The organism is Corallococcus carmarthensis, from assembly GCF_003611695.1.
Lineage (GTDB): Bacteria > Myxococcota > Myxococcia > Myxococcales > Myxococcaceae > Corallococcus > Corallococcus carmarthensis.
This window is the reverse complement of sequence record NZ_RAWE01000089.1, coordinates 1-19,848: the sequence shown is the minus strand read 5'-3', so window position 1 is coordinate 19,848 and position 19,848 is coordinate 1. Positions and strand designations below refer to the sequence as shown.

The 19,848-nt window shown below is 70.7% G+C and carries 21 protein-coding genes; 10 read left to right on the top strand and 11 right to left on the bottom strand.

Translation table 11 applies throughout. The features are described from left to right. Window positions 1-7: 7 nt before the first annotated feature. From D7X32_RS22970 to D7X32_RS22955, 4 genes are all read right to left on the bottom strand, one after another. Window positions 8-1,510, bottom strand: coding sequence for a sensor histidine kinase (locus tag D7X32_RS22970; protein WP_120604714.1), 1,503 nt, complete (start codon window positions 1,508-1,510; stop codon window positions 8-10). Continuing rightward, window positions 1,507-2,181 (bottom strand): response regulator transcription factor, encoded by a 675-nt coding sequence (locus D7X32_RS22965; protein ID WP_120604713.1) that lies wholly within the window; start codon window positions 2,179-2,181, stop codon window positions 1,507-1,509. The genes D7X32_RS22970 and D7X32_RS22965 overlap by 4 nt, the downstream gene beginning before the upstream one ends. 64 nt (window positions 2,182-2,245) lie before the next feature. After that, entirely contained in the window at window positions 2,246-3,250 is a 1,005-nt protein-coding gene (locus tag D7X32_RS22960) for a dioxygenase family protein (RefSeq protein ID WP_120604712.1), read from the bottom strand. A 134-nt stretch (window positions 3,251-3,384) separates the two neighbouring features. Beyond that, window positions 3,385-3,732 (bottom strand): hypothetical protein, encoded by a 348-nt coding sequence (locus D7X32_RS22955; protein WP_120604711.1) that lies wholly within the window; start codon window positions 3,730-3,732, stop codon window positions 3,385-3,387. A 169-nt stretch (window positions 3,733-3,901) separates the two neighbouring features. Here D7X32_RS22955 and D7X32_RS22950 point away from each other — a divergent pair, with 169 nt between their 5' ends. Genes D7X32_RS22950 through D7X32_RS22915 form a run of 8 tightly spaced genes read left to right on the top strand, consistent with a single transcriptional unit; the run spans window position 3,902 to window position 13,859 of the window. Beyond that, window positions 3,902-4,960: an esterase/lipase family protein gene (locus tag D7X32_RS22950; RefSeq protein WP_120604710.1), complete on the top strand. Its 1,059-nt coding sequence runs from the start codon at window positions 3,902-3,904 to the stop codon at window positions 4,958-4,960. A gap of 17 nt (window positions 4,961-4,977) precedes the next feature. Further along, a complete protein-coding gene (locus D7X32_RS22945; RefSeq protein ID WP_120604709.1) occupies window positions 4,978-5,922 on the top strand; it encodes an acetoacetate decarboxylase family protein in 945 nt (314 codons plus the stop codon). After that, window positions 5,919-6,461, top strand: coding sequence for a hypothetical protein (locus D7X32_RS22940; protein WP_120604708.1), 543 nt, complete (start codon window positions 5,919-5,921; stop codon window positions 6,459-6,461). The genes D7X32_RS22945 and D7X32_RS22940 overlap by 4 nt, the downstream gene beginning before the upstream one ends. Then, entirely contained in the window at window positions 6,458-8,581 is a 2,124-nt protein-coding gene (locus D7X32_RS22935) for a patatin-like phospholipase family protein (RefSeq protein WP_120604707.1), read from the top strand. Before D7X32_RS22940 ends, D7X32_RS22935 begins: the two co-directional genes overlap by 4 nt. Further along, a complete protein-coding gene (locus D7X32_RS22930; RefSeq protein ID WP_120604706.1) occupies window positions 8,565-10,340 on the top strand; it encodes a GMC oxidoreductase in 1,776 nt (591 codons plus the stop codon). Before D7X32_RS22935 ends, D7X32_RS22930 begins: the two co-directional genes overlap by 17 nt. Next, window positions 10,316-12,136 carry a metallophosphoesterase family protein gene (locus D7X32_RS22925; RefSeq protein ID WP_120604705.1) on the top strand — a complete coding sequence of 607 codons (1,821 nt, stop codon included), beginning with the start codon at window positions 10,316-10,318 and terminating at the stop codon, window positions 12,134-12,136. Before D7X32_RS22930 ends, D7X32_RS22925 begins: the two co-directional genes overlap by 25 nt. A 43-nt stretch (window positions 12,137-12,179) precedes the next feature. Further along, a complete protein-coding gene (locus tag D7X32_RS22920; RefSeq protein WP_244239142.1) occupies window positions 12,180-12,860 on the top strand; it encodes a hypothetical protein in 681 nt (226 codons plus the stop codon). A gap of 33 nt (window positions 12,861-12,893) precedes the next feature. Then, a complete protein-coding gene (locus D7X32_RS22915; RefSeq protein ID WP_120604703.1) occupies window positions 12,894-13,859 on the top strand; it encodes a hypothetical protein in 966 nt (321 codons plus the stop codon). Between the two features lie 18 nt (window positions 13,860-13,877). Here D7X32_RS22915 and D7X32_RS22910 read toward each other — a convergent pair whose 3' ends face one another. The 3 genes from D7X32_RS22910 to D7X32_RS22900 form a co-directional block, all read right to left on the bottom strand. Next, window positions 13,878-14,342 carry a hypothetical protein gene (locus D7X32_RS22910; RefSeq protein WP_147450226.1) on the bottom strand — a complete coding sequence of 155 codons (465 nt, stop codon included), beginning with the start codon at window positions 14,340-14,342 and terminating at the stop codon, window positions 13,878-13,880. Between the two features lie 140 nt (window positions 14,343-14,482). After that, the gene (locus D7X32_RS22905; RefSeq protein WP_120604701.1) at window positions 14,483-15,871 is read right to left on the bottom strand and encodes a sigma 54-interacting transcriptional regulator; all 1,389 of its coding nucleotides are present in this window, start codon (window positions 15,869-15,871) and stop codon (window positions 14,483-14,485) included. Window positions 15,872-15,971: 100 nt separating this feature from the next. Next, window positions 15,972-16,166 (bottom strand): hypothetical protein, encoded by a 195-nt coding sequence (locus D7X32_RS22900; RefSeq protein ID WP_014397120.1) that lies wholly within the window; start codon window positions 16,164-16,166, stop codon window positions 15,972-15,974. 253 nt (window positions 16,167-16,419) lie between these two features. Between D7X32_RS22900 and D7X32_RS22895 the strand changes: the two genes are divergently transcribed. Further along, complete coding sequence (locus D7X32_RS22895; protein WP_043321624.1) at window positions 16,420-16,695, top strand: hypothetical protein; 276 nt, start codon at window positions 16,420-16,422, stop codon at window positions 16,693-16,695. A gap of 58 nt (window positions 16,696-16,753) precedes the next feature. Next, a complete protein-coding gene (locus D7X32_RS22890; RefSeq protein WP_120604700.1) occupies window positions 16,754-17,488 on the top strand; it encodes a PHP-associated domain-containing protein in 735 nt (244 codons plus the stop codon). Between the two features lie 3 nt (window positions 17,489-17,491). Here the strand turns inward: D7X32_RS22890 and D7X32_RS22885 are convergent, their stop codons facing one another. From D7X32_RS22885 to D7X32_RS22870, 4 genes are all read right to left on the bottom strand, one after another. After that, window positions 17,492-18,247, bottom strand: coding sequence for a hypothetical protein (locus D7X32_RS22885; protein ID WP_120604699.1), 756 nt, complete (start codon window positions 18,245-18,247; stop codon window positions 17,492-17,494). Window positions 18,248-18,300: 53 nt separating this feature from the next. Beyond that, the gene (locus D7X32_RS22880) at window positions 18,301-18,504 is read right to left on the bottom strand and encodes a hypothetical protein (protein ID WP_120604698.1); all 204 of its coding nucleotides are present in this window, start codon (window positions 18,502-18,504) and stop codon (window positions 18,301-18,303) included. A gap of 66 nt (window positions 18,505-18,570) precedes the next feature. Then, complete coding sequence (locus D7X32_RS22875; RefSeq protein WP_120604697.1) at window positions 18,571-18,906, bottom strand: FmdB family zinc ribbon protein; 336 nt, start codon at window positions 18,904-18,906, stop codon at window positions 18,571-18,573. Between the two features lie 25 nt (window positions 18,907-18,931). Next, the coding region (locus D7X32_RS22870; protein WP_120604696.1) for a hypothetical protein at window positions 18,932-19,848 on the bottom strand (917 nt) is incomplete at its 5' end.

Here is a 19,848-nt window from a genome sequence, read left to right as displayed (position 1 = left end):
CTGAGCGTCACCCCGGAGGCGGCATCAACGGGCCGGTGAAGGCGACCTCCAGGCCTCCGTATTCGGACGGCGCCAGGGTCATCTTCCAACCGTGCAGCTCCACCACGTTGTGCACGATGTGCAGGCCCAGGCCCTGGCCCTGCGGCTCCCGGGTCCGGGCCTCGTTGCCACGGAAGCGGCGCTCCAGGATACGTGAACGGTCCTCCTCGGAGATTCCCGGCCCGTCGTCGATGACTCGCAGGTTGAAGCCCTGCTGGCGCGTTGACTCCAGCACCACCGCCACGTGGCCGTCCTCGCGCCCGTAGCGGATGCTGTTGAGCACCACGTTGCTCACGGCCTGCTCCAGCAGGGTCTCGTCGCCCATCACCCAGGTGGGCGTGGCCGGCACTCCGCTCTCCAGGGCGATGCGCTGTGGCCTCGCGATGGGCTGGTGCCGGCCCAGCACCCGCGACACCAGTGCGTTCAGGTCCACGGGCGCGTGCTGCACCTGCGGCGCTCCGGCTTCCAGCCTCGCGGCCGCTCCCAGGTTGTGCACCAGCGAGGCCATGTAGTGCGCCTCGCTCATCGCGGACAACATCAGGCCGGACTCCAGCGGCTCGCCCGCGCGCATGCGCTGCTGCATCGCGGCCAGGTGCCCCTGCAACACCGTGAGCGGGGTCATCACGTCGTGCGTCGTGTTCGCCAGGAAGTCTCGCAGGGTCTGTTCGCGCGCTTGCTGGTGCGCCATCCGCGCCTGGATCTCCGCCCGTGCCTGTTGGAAGGCCCTGGCCAGCTCCGCGATCTCGTCGCTGCCGTTCACCGTGACGGGCTGTTCGTAGCCGCTTCCCGACGAGGCTCGCACCTCCTCCGTCAGCCGGCGCAGGCGCTGCACCACCGGCCCCAGCGCCACCACCATCGCGGACAGGAGGATGAACGTGGGCACGCCCCAGATGTACAGCGGCGGCAGTCCCACCTCCGGTGACTCCGCGGGCTCCACGCGACGGGCGAGCACGTACTCGCACGGCCCTCCTTCCCAGGGCATGCGCAACAGCAGGTCCTGCACCAGCGCTCCGTCCGCCTTGGAGTAGCGGCGCACGCCCACGCCGTCGTCCTGCACTCCCTTGCGCAATTCCTCGTCCATCGCGGGGGCCTGCGGGTTGCGCGAAACGAACTGTCCGTCGAAGGGATAGAGACTCACCGGCGGCAGCCGTCGGCCCAGCGGCCCCCTGGCCCCCAACTTCGGCGGGCCTTCATCGTTGGGTCTTGGAGTGTTCGAGGGCGGTCCTCCGTTCCCGTCGGGCAGGCCTTCGCGCTCCCACGGCGGACGCTGCGCTCGGGAGCGGACCATCCAGGTCTCGGGTGCGGCCTCGCAGCGCTCGCGGCCCCCGGACTGCATCTGCGACATCGTGGACGCGATGATCACTTCGTCCGTCGTGCGGCGGCGCACCGAGTGCTCCACCTGCACCAGGGCGAACACCGCCGGCACCGTCACCGCCACCGCCGTGAGCGCCAGCCGCAGCCGCAGCTTCACGCATCCTCCCCGGGCACCAGGCGGTAGCCCACGCCCCACACCGTCTCCACGCACTTCACCGGACCCAGCTTGCGCCGCAGCCGCGACACGTGGACGTCCAGCGTGCGCTCCGTGCCTTCACGCTCCGGATCCAACACGTGCTCCACCAGCCACTGCCGCGTCACCGCCTCCTGGGGCCTGCGCGCCAGCGCCGCCAACAATTCGAACTCCACCCGCGTGAGCTCCACCGGCCGGCCCTGCACCTGGACCGTGTGCCCCTGAAGGTCGATGCGCAGCGGGCCCACCTCCACCACCGCCTGTTCCTTCTGCAGGGTCGGGCGGCGCAGGCGCGCGCGCACGCGCTCCACCAGCTCCTCCGGCCAGAAGGGCTTGGTCATGTAGTCGTCCGCGCCCAGCTTCAAAGCCCGGACCTTGTCCAGGGTGTCGTTGCGCGCGCTCAGGATGAGCACCGGGACCTCCGAGAAGGTCCGCAGCGCCTTGAGCATGTCCAGGCCGTAGGTGCCGGGCAGCATCAGGTCCAGCACCACGAGGCTCACGTCCGGCAGGTCGCCGGCCACCAGCAGGCGGCCCTCACGCCACCACACGGGCTCGAAGCCCGCGCCGCGCAGGTGCCCGACAATCTGGGACCCGAGCGGGTCGTCATCCTCCACCAGCAGGATGCGGTCGCCCATGCGCCATGCCTCCCTTCGGACACGCCACCCCGGAGTCCTCCGGGGTGGCCCGGCTCACCCTAGTTCAGGGCATGCCGCCATCGAAGCCCGGCGGCGGAGGCCCCATGCCGCCATCCCAGCCAGGCGGGGGACCCATGCCACCGTCGCCGCCCGGCGGGGGACCACCGCCACCGCCACTGCCGCCCGGCACGGCGCACGACGCGCTGTCCAGCGAGGAGCGGATGATCAGCGTCTTGGATGCCAGCATCGCGCCGTCCGCCATGCGCTGGGTGGCGAAGAGGTAGTCACCCACGGAGTCCGCGGAGATGACCGTGTCGTTGGAGTTGGTCGTGTCGCGTGCACCGCGCGTGTTGTAGAGCGGCTGGTTGTTGACGATGTCGTCGTTCGTCGTGTCGTCGAAGAACAACTGCGACGTGACGAACTCCTGGCCGTTCACCCGCACCGTGAAGTGGATGTGGATGGTGCGGCTGCTGTACCAACCGGGGAAGCAGGTGTCGAAGTCCACGCGCCCGTTGGCATCCGTGGTCTGCACGCCGCGGAACCACCGCGCCGCGCGGGCCGTCGCGTCACCAGAGGTGCAGAAGTCGCTCGCGTCCTCGCCGGAGTACAGGCCTTCCGGCGCGGCGTGCCAGATGTCCACCGTGGCGTTCGGGATGGGCGCGCAGGACTCGTTGACGATGAGGAACGACAGGCGCACCGGCAGGCCGTCGTGGCCCTCGCTGATGTCCTTGCGATCCACCGTGGTCGCGTAGCAGGGCCCCAGCGTGGCCTCGCAGGTGAGGTTGCACACCGTACCGATGCCGGAGGCGAACGGGTCCGGATACGTCGCCGCGGCCGTCATCGCCGCGGTGCCGCCCGTGGCCCAGAAGCCCGGGTCCACCACGCCAGAGTCGGCGCCCGTGCCCGCGTCCGCGCCGGTGTTCGGGTCGCCGCCCGCCGTGTCGTCGCCACCGCAGGCGACGAGCAGCTTCGCCACGGGAACAGCGGCCAGTGACAGGCCAATGCCGCGCAGGATGCTCCGCCGCGTGATGACCTTGGGGGAAGGGTCCTTGGGAGATTCGCTCTTCATCCGGGGTTCCTCCGGGAGCTCGGGAGCCAGGAGCGGCGGGGGTGCCGCTCGCGGGGCCGCCGGGGGATGACCGGACGGCGAACCGGGTTATCGCGGGTGAACCTTAAGCAATCCTTGCGCGGAAGGACCGCGACTCAGGAAAAGCGCACGCGGAAGGCAGCGAGCAGCGGACCCGCTGCCCGTCCGTCGGCCTGGGACTTTGGCCCGCCCTCGGGAAGCGTCGCGCCCAGCTCCTCCAGCGCGGGCTTCATGGACTCGAAGGCGTGGAGCGCCTCCGCGGCGTTGTCGAAGAAGCGCGGATGCACCAGCCAGCCGGAGATGCCGCAGGTGACGACGTGGAAGGAGCGCGAGTCGTCCGCCTCATAGGTCAGGCGCAAGAGGTCGCGGAAGCCCTCGTCCCGCGCGATGGTGCCGCCCTGGCTTCCCATGCCCCCGAGCGTCACGCCGCCCTCGTAGTCGCTCCAGCCCGTGTCCGCGTTCATGCCTCACGCATAGCACTCCGCGGGCTGCCGCGGGCGGAGTGACAGGGAGGCGCCGCGCCGTCGCGCGCTGCCTCGAACGAGCGGAACAAGCGGAGCCCTGGGTGGGGTTGCATGCCGGTTGTCGCACCCTCCGCACTGCCCAACGTTTGCGGTGTGGGGGGACACCGTCATGTCCGCGGAAACCATTCATGAGCCTCGCTACTCCGAGGAGATCGTGCCCTTCCTCGCGGGCGACGGCCGCGCGTTGCACCTGGTGCACCTGCGCGGTCTGAAGAAGGCGGACAAGGGGCCGGTGGTGCTGGTGCACGGAGCCGGTGTGCGCGGGAACATCTTCCGCGCGCCAGTGCGCCAGACAGTGGTCGATGCGCTGATTGAAGACGGCTACGACGTGTGGCTGGAGAACTGGCGCGCCAGCATGGACGTGGAGCCGGGCGAGTGGACGTTGGACCAGGCTGCCGTCCTGGACCACCCGCCCGCCATCCGCACCGTGGTGGAGAAGACGGGGGCGGACAAGGTCAAGGCCATCATCCACTGCCAGGGCTCCACCAGCTTCACCATGGCCGCGGTGGCGGGGCTGCTGCCGCAGGTGGACCTCATCATCACCAACGCGGTGTCGCTGCACCCGGTGGTGCCCGCGACCGCGAAGCTGAAGCTGCACTACGCCGTCCCGCTGGTCGCGCAGCTGACGCCCTTCCTGGATCCACAGTGGGCCTACGGCGGCCCCACGCGCACGGCGCGGATGCTGACGCGCGTGGTGCAGGCGACACATCACGAGTGCGAGAACCTGGTCTGCCGCTGGACGAGCTTCACCTACGGCACGGGCTTCCCGGTGCTGTGGCGGCACGAGAACCTGAACGCCCGCACGCACGACTGGCTCCAGCACGAGTTCGGCCCGGTGCCCTTCAGCTTCTTCCGCCAGATGGACGCGTGCGTGCGCGCCGGCCACCTGGTGCCAGTGGAGGGCTTCCGCGCGCTGCCCGAGGACCTGGGCGAGCGCGAGCCCGAAACGGATGCGCGCTTCGTCTTCTTCGCGGGCGAGCAGAACCAGTGCTTCCTCGCGGAGAGCCAGCGCCGCAGCTTCGAACACCTGGAGCACTTCCACCCGGGCCGGCACGCGCTGCACATGCTGCCGGGCTACGGCCACCTGGACGTCTTCATGGGCAAGCACGCCTCCCAGGACGTCTTCCCCCTCATCCTCTCCGAGCTGGATCGCCCCGTGCTCCACTGACTGACGAAAGGCCCGCCATGTTCCTCCCCCGACGCATCCAGAAACAGTCCGGCCGCTACTCGCGGGTGGACGGCATCCCCTACGCGCTGCCGGTGGATTCGAAAGGCGCACCGGCGATGGTGGCCGCCTTCACCGTGGACGCCCGCCGCGCGGCGAACCTGCTGCCCGGCAACGAACTGCACCCGCTGCGCCTGTCGCGCGACCGGGCCGTGCTGCTCATCTCCGTCATCGACTACAGACACACGGACATCGGCGCGTACATCGAGTTCAGCATCGCGCTCGCATGCACGCACGGCCCCAGGCCCGCGCCGCCGCTGTTGCCGCTGCTGTTCCAGAAGCGCTTCGGCCTGGGGCAGTACGTGGTGGACCTGCCGGTGAACACGGAGGTGTCCGTGAAGGGCGGCAAGGGCATCTGGGGCATGCCCAAGCACCTGGCCCGGCTGGACTTCCAGATGGAGGACGGCTCCGTCAGCAGCCGCTACGAAGAAGGAGGCCAGCAGGCGGTGCGCGTGCGCATCGAACGGCCGAAGTTCGCGTGGCTGCCGCTGAAGATGGCGGCGGTGAACTACTGCGCCTTCCGGGGCATGCTGATGAAGTCCACCATCTACTTCCGGGGCCGCTTCGGCTTCCGGATGGGGAAGCGGGCGTGGGGGACGCTGGAGCTGGGAGACCACCCGCGCGTGCAGGCGCTGCGGGATTTGAGCATCTCCCCGCGCGCCTTCCTCACCGGGTTCTTCCCGGCGTCCAGCGGCGTGCTGGATGACCACTTCGAGGCGTGGTTCCTCACCCAGCCCACGCTCCCCGACGCCACGTATCCGGAGGGGCTGGAGAGCGTGGTGGATCTGGGCCAGGACCAGACGCCCATGCCGCCTCCGGAGTCGAACGGGCAGCCGCCGATGGCGCTCCAGGAAGCAGTGCCGCCTGGGGAAGCGCGCACCCCGCGCGGGGAATCACGGCCATGAAGCGTGGCGGCGGCCTGAATCTGGCGAACGCGTGCCTGCTGTTCCTGTGCGCGTCCATGTACCTGGGCACGGGCTGGTCGCTGATCCTCTTCTCGTTCCCCATCGCGCCGCGGCTCACGGTGGACAACTATTACCTGCAGTTCGTGCCGCAGGTGCAGGCGGCCACGCGGTTCTTCACCTGGATGACGGCGGTGATGCTGCTGTCGGCCGGGGTGCTGGCGTGGCGCGAGCGCAAGACGGGCCTGCTCTGGTATCCGCTGGGCGTGCTGGTGGCGGTGGTGGTGGCCACGCTGCTCACGCGCATCTACATCTTCCCGTACAACGACGAGATGGCGGCCGGCATCACGTCGCCTGAACGCCTGACCGATGTGCTGGGCGCGTGGATGCGGATGAACCGCATCCGCGTGGGGCTGTGGACGGTGCAGTGGCTGTTGACGCTGGGCTACTTCGTGCACCGGATGCTGCGCGCGGAGCACCCGGCGGGAGAGCACTGGCGCTTCGGGCTGTCCGTGCCGCCGCGCCGGGAGGCCCACGCATGAGCCCGGCCGCGTCGCGATGGCTGGAGCGTCAGGCCCGCGTCAATGGGCGTCCCTGGCGCTGGGTGCTCGCGGCCATCGGGTGGATCACGCTCGTGGCCGGCGTGGTGCAACTGCTCATTCCGGGGGTGGAGCTGCACCTGCTGCGCGCGGATACGTCCGCGACGCCCGCGTACTTCTTCCGCATCGTGGGCATGTTCATGGTGTTGTTCGGAGGCTTGCTCCTGCACGGCCTGCATGAGCCTCGCGCGAACCCGGCCGCGTTCCTGTGGACTGGCCTCGAGAAGGTGGGGGCCTGCGTGATGGTGGCCATCGGCGTGGGGCGCGGCCTGCTGTCGCCGCTGGCGCTGGCGGTCGCCGCGTTCGACGCCGTGTCCGCCGTGCTGGTGCTGGCGTTCTACGCATCGCTGCGCCAGCGCGAGCAGATCATCACCGTGCTCAAGCCGCAGGCGGAGGAGGCGCCTCCAGAGGCCGCCAGTCCTCCCACCGTCAGCGCGCTACGCGTGGCGGATGCGACCCGCGAGCCCAAGCCGCTGGGGCGCCCCCTGCGGATGTTGGGGGAGGGCCAGGTCGTCCGGGCGTCCCCGCCGGAGGCGCCCCGGCGGTCGTTGGTGCTCGCGGGGGGCGGCATGCGCGTCGCGTGGCAGGCGGGCGTGCTGCGCGCGCTGACGGATGCGCGGCTGTCCTTCTCCCACGCGGACGGCACGTCGGGCGGAATCATCACCCTGGCGATGTGGATGTCAGGGCTGTCCCCCGCGGAGATGTGCGAGCGGTGGCGGACGCTGGACGTGAAGGACTTCGTGTCGCTGATGCCGCTGGATGAATACGCGCGGCCCTGGAAGCTCACCGCGCTGGGGGACGCGGACGGCATCGTCCAGCGCGTCTTCCCGCACCTGGGCGTGGACGTGGACGCCATCCGCGCGAACCGCGACCGGACGGGCACCTTCAACGTGTGCGATTTCGCCCGGAAGACGAACGAGGCCATCGCGCACACGGACGTGGACCGCGACCTGCTGGTGGCGGGCATCTCCCTGCCGCTCTTCATGCCTCCCGTGGCGAGGGACGGCCACCTCTACCTGGACTCGGTGTGGATCCAGGACGCCAACGTGATGGAGGCCGTGCACCGGGGGGCGGACGAGGTGTGGGTCATCTGGTGCATCGGCAACACGCCCCGCTACCACGACGGCTTCTTCCGTCAGTACGTCCACATGATTGAGCTGAGCGCGAACGGCGCGCTCTTCGCCGAACTGGAGCAGGTGCGCGAGCTCAACGCGCGCATCCTCGCGGGCGAGCACGTGCCGGGACACGCGCGGCCCATCACCGTGCACGTCATCAAACCGGAGCACCCGCTGCCGTTGGACCCGGACTTCTACGCGGGCCACATCACGGCCGCGACCCTCATCGACCAGGGCTACTCGGACGCCTGGCGCTACCTGAAGGTGGCGGACGCCCAGGGCCTGCCTCTCACCCCGGAGATCACGCAGATGACTGAACCCGCCTATGACCTGACCTTCCGCGAGACCATGGCCGGTCCGCTCGCGATGGGCACCTCCGACCCCGAGGCGGGCGCCCATGACGGGCGCTCCACGCCCTTCACCATGCATTGCACCATCACCATCGACGACATGGAGGCGTTCATCCGGGACCCGGATCACACGGCCCGGCTGGTGGCGCACGTGCAATACAAACCGCTGGGCATGGACCTGCCCGTGCGCGAGGGGAGCTTCAACCTCTTCCGCGCCACGGATGATCCGCGCACGAAGATCATGACCTACGGCCTGCGCTTCCAGGCCAACGGCCAGGACTACTTCCTGGACGGCACGAAGACGCTGCGCGACGACCCGGGACCGGATCTCTGGCGCGACACCACGCGCCTCTACAGCTACCTGCACCAGGGCCCGGACGCGCGAGGCCCGGTGGTGGGCGCGGGCGTCCTGGTGCTGGGCATGCGGGAGCTGCTCCACCTGGTCTCCAGCATGCGCTCGTCACGCGGGGGCGTGGAGGGCGCGGGCATGGTGGCCCGCTTCGGCCACCTGTTCCTGGGAGCGCTCTGGGACCTCTACGCCCCGGAGGCTCCGGTGCGCGAGAGGGAAGGGGAGGCCACGCATGGCCACGAGGGCTGAGCACTTCGACGTCGTCATCGTGGGCTCGGGCTTCGGCGGTTCGGTGATGGCGTGGCGGCTGGCGGAGGCCGGCCTGCGGGTGTGCGTGCTGGAGCGCGGCAAGGCGTATCCGCCGGGCTCCTTCCCGCGCAGCCCGCACGACATGCGCCGCAACTTCTGGGACCCGAGCAAGGGGATGCACGGCCTGTTCAACCTCTGGTCCTTCCAGGGGCTGGGCGGCGTGGTGTCCGCGGGGCTGGGCGGCGGGTCGCTCATCTACGCCAACGTGCTGCTGCGCAAGGACGAGAAGACCTTCATCCACGAGGACCTCCACGACGGAGGCTACGAGGACTGGCCCGTCACCCGCGCCGACCTGGAGACGCACTACGACGCCGTGGAGCGGATGATGCGTGTGCAGCGCTACCCGCTGGAGCATCCTCCGTACTCGTCCACCGCGAAGACGCTGGCCATGAAGCTCGCGGCCGAGCGCCTGGGCCGCGCGCGTGACTGGCAGCTGCCGCCGCTGGCGGTGACGTTCGGCAACCCCGGCGAGGTGCCCGTCCCCGGTGAGCCCATCCGTGGGGAGCCCGAGAACCTCCATCACCGCACGCGCACCACCTGCCATCTCTGCGGCGAGTGCGACATCGGCTGCAACACGGGCAGCAAGAACACGCTCGATTACACGTACCTGTCCGCTGCGAAGCGCGCCGGTGCGGAGCTTCGCACGCGCGCGGAGGTGACGGAGCTGTGGCCCGCGGAGGGCGGCGGCTACGTGGTGCGCTACCTGGACCACACGGACACGCCGGAGGACGTGCCGCGTGAAGGTCCCCAGTCGATGCTGCCTCGCAGCACCGTGACGGCGGACCGGTTGGTGCTGGCCGCGGGCACGTTCGGCACCCCGTTCCTGCTCTTGAAGAACCAGCGGAACTTCCCGGGGCTGAGCGGACAGCTGGGCACGCGCTTCTGCGGCAACGGAGACCTGCTGGGCTTCATGCGTCAGTGCCACGATTCGAGCACCGGCAAGCAGCTGCCGCGCATCCTGGAGGGCGGGCACGGCCCGGTCATCACCAGCGCGCTGCACTTCCGGGGCAGGGAGGAGGGCGGCACGGGCCGTGGCTACTACATCGAGGACGCGGGCTACCCGGAGTTCGTCAACTGGCTCTACGAAGGCGCGCACCAGGTGCCGCTGGTGCAGCGCGGCCTGCGGCTGGCGTGGCGCCTCCTCCGCGGATGGACGGGCCTCACGCGCGACTCGGACGTGAGCGAGGAGATCGCCGAGCTGCTCGGGGACTGCCTGGGCTCCGCGACGTCGCTGCCGCTGCTGGGCATGGGGCGCGACCTCCCCAGCGGCCACATGCGGCTGACGGAGGACGGGATGCTGAACATCGACTGGCGGATGAGCGGCTCGCGCGAGTACTTCGATGAGGTGCGCCACTCGATGGCGGACATTGCCCGGACGCTGGAGGGCAAGCTGGTGCAGAACCCGCTCAGCTACTTGAGCCGGGTCATCACCGTGCACCCGCTGGGCGGCTGTCCCATGGGCCGCGGTCCGGAGACGGGCGTGGTGGACGCGACGGGCGAGGCCTTTGGTCATCCGGGGCTTTACGTGGTCGACGGCGCGATGATGCCGGGCCCCACCGGACCCAACCCGAGCCTCACCATCGCCGCGCTCGCGGACCGCTTCGCGGATGCGCTCATCGATTCGCACCGCCGCGCCACGCGGGGACGTGCGTGGCGGGCACCGGAGGAGGGGCCATGGCCGTCCGCGCCTCCGATGTGAGCCGCATCCCGGGCCGGCGCACGCGGCCCGGGCCCCCGTCGGAGACGCCTCCGGGCAAGCCGATGGTGTCGTGGTTCGACCCGGCCGTGCTCGTGAAGTCGGGCCTGAAGGCGCTCCTGTCGGGCACGTTCGGAAGGCAGGCGGACCGGCGGCTGCTGGACGCGGTGTCGCAGCCCCAGAAGCTGGCGTTTGATTACTCGCTGGACGCGTCCAAGCACCCGCGCGACGAGCTGTGGCTGGACTACGTGTCGGACCTGGGCGACGGCTGGGACTCCACCTACGCGGTGGCCTCCACGGTGATGGCGCCGGAGCTGGAGCTGACGGATGACTCCGGGAGGACGCACGTCACCCGGGGCGGCGACGTGCTCGTGTTCGGTGGGGACGAGGTCTATCCGACCGCGAGCGTGGAGGAGTACCAGGCGCGCACGGTGGTGCCGTACGAGGACGCCTTGAACCGGCGGCGCCACCGGCCGCACCTGTTCGCGGTGCCAGGAAACCACGACTGGTACGACGGGCTGGTGTCGTTCACGCGCCTGTTCTGCCAGGGCCGATTCTCCAGCGGCTGGCGCACGCAGCAGCGGCGCAGCTACTTCGCGCTGAAGCTGCCGCACGGCTGGTGGCTGCTGGGCACGGACATGCAACTGGAGTCCGATCTGGACGCGCCGCAGGTGAGGTTCTTCCAGAAGGTGGCCGCGTGCATGGAGGACACGGATCGCGTCATCCTCTGCAACGCGGAGCCGGCGTGGATCAAACAGCAGGTGATGCCCCACGCGGGCCGCGGCTTCCTGGACAACAACATCGACTTCCTGGAGCGCAAGGTGCTGGGCAAGAAGGTGAGCATCTTCCTCGCGGGAGACCTGCACCACTACCGCCGGCACGAGGACGCGGATGGGCGGCAGAAGATCGTCGCGGGTGGGGGAGGGGCCTTCCTGCACCCCACGCACCTGCCGAAGGTGGACCGGCGGCCGGGCGGTTTCGAGCTGAAGGAGTGCTACCCGCCGCAGCGGACGTCGCAGCGGCTCACCTGGCGCAACCTGCTGTTCCCCGTGCTCAACCCGTGGTTCAGCGCCTTCATGGGCGTCATCTACACGCTGCTGGGCTGGGGCATCGCCGCGAACCTCAACGAGGGCGCCGTGGGGGCGCCTTCGTTCCGGGAGGTCATCAACGCGGCGTTGCAGAGCACGGGCTCCCTGGTGCTGGGGGCGGGGGTGGTGCTGGGCACCGTGGCGTTCGCGGACGGCCGCAGGGGACCGCTCTGGAAGAAGGCCGCTGGCGTCGTGCATGGCCTGGCGCACGTGGCCGCGGCGCTGCTGCTCACCTGGGGCGTGTCCGCCATCGCCGCGCCGCTGGCGGCGGAGCTCCAGTGGAGCCTGCGGCGGGACTTCCTCAGCGGACTGCTGCTGCTGGGCGGCGGCGCGTTGGTGGGGCCCCTGGTGGTGGGCGTGTACCTGCTGCTGTCGCTCAACGTGTTCTCCTGTCACCCCAACGAGGCGTTCTCGTCGCTGTCCATTCCGGACTGGAAGAACTTCCTCCGGCTCCACTTCGACACGGAGGGCCAACTGACGGTGTACCCGGTGGGTTTCCGGCGGGTGCCGCGCAAGTGGAAGCGGGGGAGCGGACCGGAGGATCCGGTGTGGGTGCCGGACCCGGCGGACACGCGGGCGACACCGCCCCGGCTCATCGAGCCGCCCATTGTCATCAGCCGCACGAAGGCGCTTCCGGTGAAGCCAGAGACTGGTCCGCCCGGACCCATGGTCATGATGGAGGACGAACATCCTCCCGGCGGAGCGGTTTGAGCGGCGCGGGCTGTCGTCCTACGCTGCGGTTCCCATGAAGGCGATGCTCCTATCCCTGCTCTTCCTCGGCGCCGCGCCGTCCGGCCCCGCGCCGTCGTCCCTGCCTCCCGAAGCGCTGGGGGCGCCCCCGCTCGTGGACGCGTCTCCCACCGCGTGGTCGTGCACCATCGACACGCTGCGCGCGGGCAAGGAGTGCGTGTTCGAAGCGGAGGTGCTGCCTCCCAAAGCCGCGAACGCGGACCAGGAGGCCGCCAACGTGAAGCTGCTGAAGGACGCGTCGCGCGCCCTCTGCTCGGAGGCCGTGAGCAACGCGCGGGACGGCATCCCGGATCCGAAGCTCGTCGCCGTCTGCGAGCGCAAGTACGCGGACGTCGTGGGCCGCTGCGGCATCGAAGGCAACACGCCGGTGGTGGACGCCAAGGGCCGCTTCGCGCCCGCGGCCCGCGCCTGCTACCGCGCGCTGTCCACGGTGCTCCAGGACGTGCAGCTGATGGCCTCCGTGGCCTCCACCTGCTGTGAATGCGCCGCGCGCAGCCAGTGCCCCGGCACCGGCGAGAGCTGCTACGCGGCCGTGTCGCGGCAGCAGGCCGGGCCCACCACGCTCGCGTGCATGGACGACCGCTGCCACGACGCCTGCTCCATGATGCTGCCCTCGTCCGCGTCCATTCCGCGCCAGGCGCCGTCGCGCGCGAGCACGCAGCACACCGACTCCGCCGCGCTGTAGCCCGCCGAACCGCACTTCAAGGAGCCCCGCGCCATGCCCCGTCTTCCGTTGCTGACCCTCCTGGGTGCGCTCGCCACCGGCTGCGGTGCCTCGCACTCCCACGTCGCGCTGGAGGACCGCGCCCTCACGGACGCGCCCCCGCCGACGACACCTCCGCCCGCAGAAAGGCGCTCCGTCGCCGCCGAGGAGCCGCCCCCGTCGCCGCATGACGCCCGTGCGTTCCTGGCGCGCTTCCCCACGCCCGCCACCTGTGAGGGCGCCGCCCGCAGGCTCCAGGCGACCTCGCGCGACGACGCGTGGCTGGCCCTCAAGGTCTGCGCGGAGGCCCCCGGCTTCACGCAGCTGGGCGCCGTGCTCGGCAGCGCCTGGGCGGAGGACCTGCGCGTGCGTCCGGACGCCGCCAACCTCATCGCCCGCGTCGTGGCCCAGCGCGGCGGCAGCGTGGACGGCGAGCTGCGCCTGCTCCACGCGCGCAAGGTACCCATCTTCTCGCTCGCGTCCGCCGTCGCCCAGCCGGACACCTACCGCGGCCGCTACGTGCTCCTGCGCGCGCAGGTGGCCGACCAGCGCTCGGAAGGAGAGCGCCCCACGCTGTGGCTGGTGGAGCAGGGCCTCCAGTCCGTGGGCTCCCGCCGCGAGGTCGGCATCGCGTACAACACCGACACCGTGACGCAGTCCTCCGGGGACCTGGGCGGACGCACGGCGCTCACCGGCGAGGGCCGCGTCGGCGGCACCATCTTCACCCGCGAGAGCACCACCCAGTCCGCCTCCGAGCGCACCTACGACAACCTCTCCGAGGAGACCGGCCGCGAAGCCCTGGGCCGGCTGGCCGCGCCGGATCCCTTCCTGGAGACCCGCCGCGACTACGTCATCCTCGCGCGCTTCGACGGCCTGCGCGTCACCTCCGGCATGACCACCGACGACGAGGACGAGGGTCCGAAGATCCCCGTGCTCACCATCGTCAGCTACCACCTGCCGCAAGCGCTCGCCGTCTACTGACGGACCGCCGCGTCCGCGTCAGCGCTTCACCGGCGCCGCCGCGGTCAGATCTTTTGACGGCGTGCCGGAGTAGATCTCCACGTCGGTGGCCACCCATGTCCCCAGCCGCTCGCCGTAGGTCGTGTGCACCAGCACGCCCGGCTGCAGCTGGGCGCGGGCCACGCGCTTGCCGTCGCGCAGGATGCGCGTGGAGGGCGCCACCTCGAAAGGCCGCTCCACGCCGTCGTCGTCGCGCACCGTGAAGCCCCGCGTGCCTGAGAGGGTCACCGTGCCGTAGAAGTCCGGCACCTCCTGGGCCACCGCCTCGCCCACGCTCCCGCTCCCGCCGGTGCCTTCCTCCGTCAGCGGCTCCGTCCGGGTCTGGAACACGGCGAGCGCCGGCACCATGCCGCTCTCCGCGACGGCCCCGTCCCGCGACTGGCACGCGCTGACACCCAGCACGAGCCCCCCGACGAACAGCCACCTCCCCCATCCCTGGCGCATGGCACCCACCTCGCGTGCGTTGGTGTGCCCCCAAGATGGGGCGGAAACCCGGGCCGACAACCACCCCTGGCAGGGAGGTCCCCCCCAGTGTCTCCCGGGCCACGGCGACCGTGACTCCTGGTGGGGGCAGGGGACCGCCGTCAGTCCGGGCCGGACACCAGTCCGTGCTTGCGCAGCAGCTTCCGCAGGTAGACGCGGTCGATGCCCGCCTCGCGCGACGCCTTGGAGACGTTCCCGCCGCACCGCTCCAGCAGCGTGCGCAGGTAGTCGCGCTCGAAGCCTTCGATGAGGCGCTCCTTCGCTTCCTTGAAGGGCAGCTCCAGCGCCAGCGACAGCGTGTCCTCGGGGTCCAGGTCCGGAGACAGGGCGGGCCGCGCGCGAGGCGAGTCCGGCATGTCCGGCAGCGCTGACTCGCCCAGGCTCACCACCCGGTCCACCACGTTGCGCAATTCGCGCACGTTGCCCGGCCACGGGTATTGGGCCAGCAGGGCGCGCGTCTGGTCCGACAGGGCGCTGGGCGGCTTGCCCATGCGCTCCAGCACGGTGTCGATGAGGAGCGGGATGTCCTCCGGCCGCTCGCGCAGGGGCGGCAGCGTGGCGCGCAGCACCGCGAGCCGGTGGAACAGGTCCCCGCGGAAGCGGTTCGCCTTCACCGCGCCCTCCAGGTCCTGGTGCGTGGCCGCCACCACGCGCACGTTCACCGAGCGGTAGTCGTTGGCGCCCACCCGCTTCACCTGCCGGCGCTCCAGCGCGCGCAGCAGCCGGGGCTGCACCTCCAGCGGCAGTTCGCCCACTTCATCCAGGAAGAGGGTGCCGCCGTGGGCGCGCTCGAAGGCGCCCGCCCGGTCCGACTGCGCGCCGGTGAAGGCGCCCTTCACGTGGCCGAACAGCTCCGACTCCAGCAACTGCGGCGCCACGCCCGCCAGGTCCACGATGACGAACGGTCCCTTGGAGCGTCCGCCGTTCAGGTGCAGCCCCTCCGCGCACAGCTCCTTGCCGGTGCCCGTCTCGCCCTGGATGAGCACGTCGGACTCGCCCTGGGCCACGCGCTCCAGCAGGGTGAACACCTCGCGCATCCGGCGGCTCTGGCCCACCAGGTTGCCGAACCGTTCGCGGTTGGACAGGGGCAGGGTGTTCGCCTTCTCTCCCTCCGGGACGAGCTTCAGCTCCGTGGTGCCCAGCGTCAGCACCGCGCCGGGGCGCACCTCCAGGGTGGTGAAGCGCATGCCCTCGCAGAACGAGCCGTTGCGCGAGCCCACGTCCACCGCCTGGATGCTGTCCTCCCGCACGTCCAGGAGCAGGTGGCTGCGCGACACCGCCCGGTCCGCGATGACCACGTCCGAGCCGGGATCCGCGCCTACGCGGTAGCGTCCGGGGGCCAGGGGGTAGCTGTGGCCGGCGTCCGGTCCGGACAGCACCAGCAGCCGCACGCGCACCCGCGCCGAGCGCATCGCCGGCAGGGCGTCCGTGCGAAGCTGCCGGTCCTCCTCCCCGCTGTCGTCCCCGAAGCGCGCCACGGCGCGGACCATAACATACGGAAATGGAAAGGCCCGGCCTCCCCGCACGCACCGGAAAAGTGCGTGACCGGAAGAGGTCGGGCCCGGGATGTGGCCAGAAGCGGCGCGGCGGTCAGGCCGGCGGCTTCGCGTGCTTGTAGAACAACACCAAGGTGTAGCAGTGGAACTCGTTGTCGGAGGACTGGCAGACGACCCGGTCCACGATCTCCAGGTCCGCGTTGCTCTTGATCCAGCGGGTGACGTTCTCACCCAACTCTTCCCGCTCCTTGGCCTTCGTCGCGGAGAAGACCTTCACGCCCGTGAACATCGCCTGCCACTCCTTGTGCGGTGGTGAGAAAAGGCTTGACCGAGGGTTATCGCACACGCCTTTTCAGGGTGTCAAAAATGCTGCGGACCAAAAGTCGGATCCGAGGGCGAGCGGGAGAGCGCGGAGGGGTGGGGGTTTGCAGGTCCAGCGGCATGCATAGGTTCACCCGGTCGCACCCGGTTCGTGGAATTGGGGCGGGGGCCCGGGGCCATTCACGGCTTCAGGGGCATGGGCGGAAAAAGGGGGCAGGACCGTGGACATGAAGACGAAGAAGGACCTGGCGGTCGATTTCATCAACACCATCCGCACCATGGAGCCGAGTGCGCTCAACGCCCTCATCGTGAAGGAAGCGGGCGAGGAGCTGGCGCAGTTCTTCCTGAACTACAGCGCCAACCTCATCTCCAAGGATCCGTCGCGGGTGCTGGAGAACACGTCCTCGCTGATGCTGATGGGCTACCTCATCCGCACGTACGAGGAGAAGAACAGCCAGGCCAAGCAGGGCAACTTCCAGTCCTACGCCTACGCCTGAAGGGCGTGTGCGCGCGGGCTCGACAGGCCCCGGGAGGCCTGTTAGGCACGCGTCGCCCATGCTCATCGACCTACACGCCCATTCCCATCTGTCCAAGGGGTGCGAACTGGAGCCGCGCGCCGTGCTGGAGCGGGCGGCGATGTTCGGCCTGGACGCGGTGGCGTTCACGGAGACCAACACCCAGGACGGCTGCGACGAGCTCTTCGAGATCGGCGCCAAATCCAAGGTGAAGGTCTTCGTCGGGCTGGAGCTCGTCACGGACCGGGGCCAATACCTGTGCTTCTTCCCGAAGCCGGAGCTGGCGCCGGAGCCCGTGCAGATGTGGGGCAGCAACCGGGAGAAGCCCTGGAGCGCGGCCGAGTGCCTTCCCAAGGTGAAGGGGATGGGCGCGGCCATCATCGCCGCCCGCCCGTTCGACCGTGACGTGCCCAACCCCGCCATGGACTACGTGCGCTCGCTGTCGGGCGTGCTGTGCGCCGTGGAAGGCTACAACGCCAAGGTGAAGCAGACCGCGAACGACCTGGCCGTCGAGGCCGCGGACGTCCTCAAGCTGCCCTGCGTGGGCGGCAGCGATGCGCGCGGCTCCCTGGACGAGATGGGCCGCGGCGCCACCTTCTTCAAGCGCGACGTGCTCACCCAGGCGCAGCTGGTGGAGGAGCTGCTCAAGGGCGACTACTGGCCGGTGATGGCCGGCGAGCTGCCCCGCCTCACCCGTCCGGGCGAGGCCCAGGCCCAGCGCAAGGGCGGTGGCGGCGGCGGCAAGAAGCAGCACCGCCGCGGCGGCCGGCGCTAGGCGCTACGGCAACACGGACCTGCCCGCCTCCTCGGCGCGCACCAGCCGTCCGTCGGTGAGGAACGCCTTGCGGCGCTCCCCGGTGTAGCGCCACTCCTCGTTCTTCGCGGTGCCCTCCAGCGTGCGCCGCACGGACTCCGGAGGCCCCCAGGCCATGCGCACCGCGTCCGCGGGCATGTCCGCCACCAGCTTCTTGGTGCGCACCGCCTCCTTCACCGCCGCGCCGAAGCCGTCCAGCTGATCCTTGGGCGAGTGGGGCGACAGCGTCTTCTCCAGCTCCGCGCGGAAGGCGTCCGGCCGGTCGAGATTGGGCGGCAGCACCAGCACCACCTGCTCGCCCGCGGGCGCGCCCTCCACCGTCACGTACACCCACGGCCAGGTGCGCGGGGAGTAGAGGACGCGCTCGGTGACGACCCACGCGGTGGGGAACTCCACCTTCGTGATCCGCACGCGCGAGCCGGCGGGGAGGGTGGCCTGGATGGGTCCGGGGGAGATGGGCTTGCCCTGGGTGTCGTCCACCAGCCGCACGTCCTCCGGCGGGTAGGGCGTGAGCAGCCGCTTGGACGCGTCCCCGAAGAAGGGCGTCAGGTACGCGGAGACGCGCAGGTATTGCTCCGCGTCCGGGCCGGTGAGGGTCCGGTCCAGCGAGGCGCGATCCTCGGGGGACATGCGGGTGGCGGACGCGCAGCCGGCGGAGACTACGACGACCAGCAGCGGCACCAGGAGACGGGACGACAGCGAGCGGAAGGAACGCGGCATGGCACCTGGAGGCACGCGGGGAGGAACGCGCGCGCTCAAGGTGTCTGCTTAGCCTAGCGGCTGGCCTGCGTCAGCGCTGGCGTGTCCTTCGCCACGAGCTTGCCGTCGCGGCAGCCCCGCTGCGGAGGACACACGGGACCCCGGCCATGCGGGTCCGCGACCAGGAGGAACCGCCCCTGCCCCCGCGCATCCGTCAGCTCTGGATGGCCGCACAGCGCGCAGTGGCGGGGGGGACGCTTCGAGGGAGGAAAGGGCACGCCCGAAGTGTGCGGTCTCCCCGCGCCCCCAGCGAATTTTCAGCCGGGGGCGGTGGGACGCGGGCGCTACGACTTGTCGCCGGACGCGGACGGCGTGCTCGGAGCGGCCGCGGGCGCGCTGGCCGCCGTGCTGCTTCCCGACGACGAGGCCGCGGGCGTGGAAGCCGCGGGCGCCGATGAGGAGGACGACGATGACGAACCGCCGCCGTCCTTCTTCGTGGAGCCGTACAGGTCCGAGTACCAGCCGCCGCCCTTGAGGTGGAAGCTGGAGCGGCTGACCTGCTTGCTCAGCGTGCCCTGGGCGCCGCACGCGGTGCATGCGGGGGGCGTCGGGTCGGACATCTTCTGCAGGACGTCGATGGTCTTTCCACAGGCCGAGCAGCCGTACTCGTAGATGGGCATGGGGTGGGTACCTCGTCTCGATGAGTCAGTGCGAAGGGGATTGGGCCTGGGCGGAGAGCTGCTTGCGCAGGCCTTCCGTCAGGTTCAGGCGTTCGAAGGCGCGGGTGATCAGCTCCGCGGGCGCGCCGTGCTTGCGGCCCACGACGTTGGCCAGCGAGTGCAGATCCGTGGCGTCCGGCAGGGCATCCTTCGCCAGCCGCTCCAGCTCCTTGCGGAGCGCGTCGGCGAAGCGCTTCTGGATGCCCAGGTCCACCAGGTACTTGTCCCGGCCGAGCAGATCCAACCGGTGGGTGAGGTGGGACGTCGCCAGCACCTCGTTGCGGAAGCGCTCGCGCATCGCCTCCACCTCGTCCTCGAGCTTGAGCGCGTGGGTGAGCCGCTCGAGCTCGCTGGGGGACAGGCCCAGCGCCCAGGCCACGCGGCCGGCGGCGCCACGCTGCGAGGCGTAGGCGGTCTGGATGTTGGTGCGCTCGCGGGCCTCCAGCGTCTCCATGATGCCGTGCTGGCGCAGCACGTTCTCCATGTCCACCTGGGTCAGCTCGCCGCGCGGGCCGTTGTAGCGGTGCTCCAGCGTGCGCAGGAGGGAGTAGCGGTGCTCCGTGGCCTCGATGGCGGCCTCCAGCGTCTCCTTGCCCTCCGCGCGCGTCAGTTCAAAGAACGACAGTCGCTGGGCCTCCACGCGGGTGAAGCGGCCGCGGGGGCGGGGCAGCTCGCGCTTGATGAAGCGCGGGGCCTCCTCGTCGTCCTGAGCCTGCGGGGCCTGGGGGGTCTGCGGAGCCGGGGCGGCGGTGTCGGCGTCCTCCGCGTCCGCGATGCGCTTCTTGGGCGCGATGCGCTCCTGGACGGCGGCGGCCTCCGCCTTGGCGCTCTTGCGGCGGCCGGTCTTCGCGTCCGTCTCCTCGGGGAGCGGGGAGGGGAGGGCGAAGGTGGGCGTGGTGGAGG

Coding starts and splice junctions, on each gene's coding strand:
- D7X32_RS22920 (WP_244239142.1), top strand. CDS start 12,180: ATGCTCCTATCCCTGCTCTTCCTCGGCGCCGCGCCGTCCGGCCCCGCG.
- D7X32_RS22875 (WP_120604697.1), bottom strand. CDS start 18,906: ATGCCCATCTACGAGTACGGCTGCTCGGCCTGTGGAAAGACCATCGAC.
- D7X32_RS22940 (WP_120604708.1), top strand. CDS start 5,919: ATGAAGCGTGGCGGCGGCCTGAATCTGGCGAACGCGTGCCTGCTGTTC.
- D7X32_RS22935 (WP_120604707.1), top strand. CDS start 6,458: ATGAGCCCGGCCGCGTCGCGATGGCTGGAGCGTCAGGCCCGCGTCAAT.
- D7X32_RS22890 (WP_120604700.1), top strand. CDS start 16,754: ATGCTCATCGACCTACACGCCCATTCCCATCTGTCCAAGGGGTGCGAA.
- D7X32_RS22885 (WP_120604699.1), bottom strand. CDS start 18,247: ATGCCGCGTTCCTTCCGCTCGCTGTCGTCCCGTCTCCTGGTGCCGCTG.
- D7X32_RS22915 (WP_120604703.1), top strand. CDS start 12,894: ATGCCCCGTCTTCCGTTGCTGACCCTCCTGGGTGCGCTCGCCACCGGC.
- D7X32_RS22900 (WP_014397120.1), bottom strand. CDS start 16,166: ATGTTCACGGGCGTGAAGGTCTTCTCCGCGACGAAGGCCAAGGAGCGG.
- D7X32_RS22950 (WP_120604710.1), top strand. CDS start 3,902: ATGTCCGCGGAAACCATTCATGAGCCTCGCTACTCCGAGGAGATCGTG.
- D7X32_RS22910 (WP_147450226.1), bottom strand. CDS start 14,342: ATGCGCCAGGGATGGGGGAGGTGGCTGTTCGTCGGGGGGCTCGTGCTG.
- D7X32_RS22960 (WP_120604712.1), bottom strand. CDS start 3,250: ATGAAGAGCGAATCTCCCAAGGACCCTTCCCCCAAGGTCATCACGCGG.
- D7X32_RS22965 (WP_120604713.1), bottom strand. CDS start 2,181: ATGGGCGACCGCATCCTGCTGGTGGAGGATGACGACCCGCTCGGGTCC.
- D7X32_RS22945 (WP_120604709.1), top strand. CDS start 4,978: ATGTTCCTCCCCCGACGCATCCAGAAACAGTCCGGCCGCTACTCGCGG.
- D7X32_RS22925 (WP_120604705.1), top strand. CDS start 10,316: ATGGCCGTCCGCGCCTCCGATGTGAGCCGCATCCCGGGCCGGCGCACG.
- D7X32_RS22930 (WP_120604706.1), top strand. CDS start 8,565: ATGGCCACGAGGGCTGAGCACTTCGACGTCGTCATCGTGGGCTCGGGC.
- D7X32_RS22905 (WP_120604701.1), bottom strand. CDS start 15,871: ATGGTCCGCGCCGTGGCGCGCTTCGGGGACGACAGCGGGGAGGAGGAC.
- D7X32_RS22955 (WP_120604711.1), bottom strand. CDS start 3,732: ATGAACGCGGACACGGGCTGGAGCGACTACGAGGGCGGCGTGACGCTC.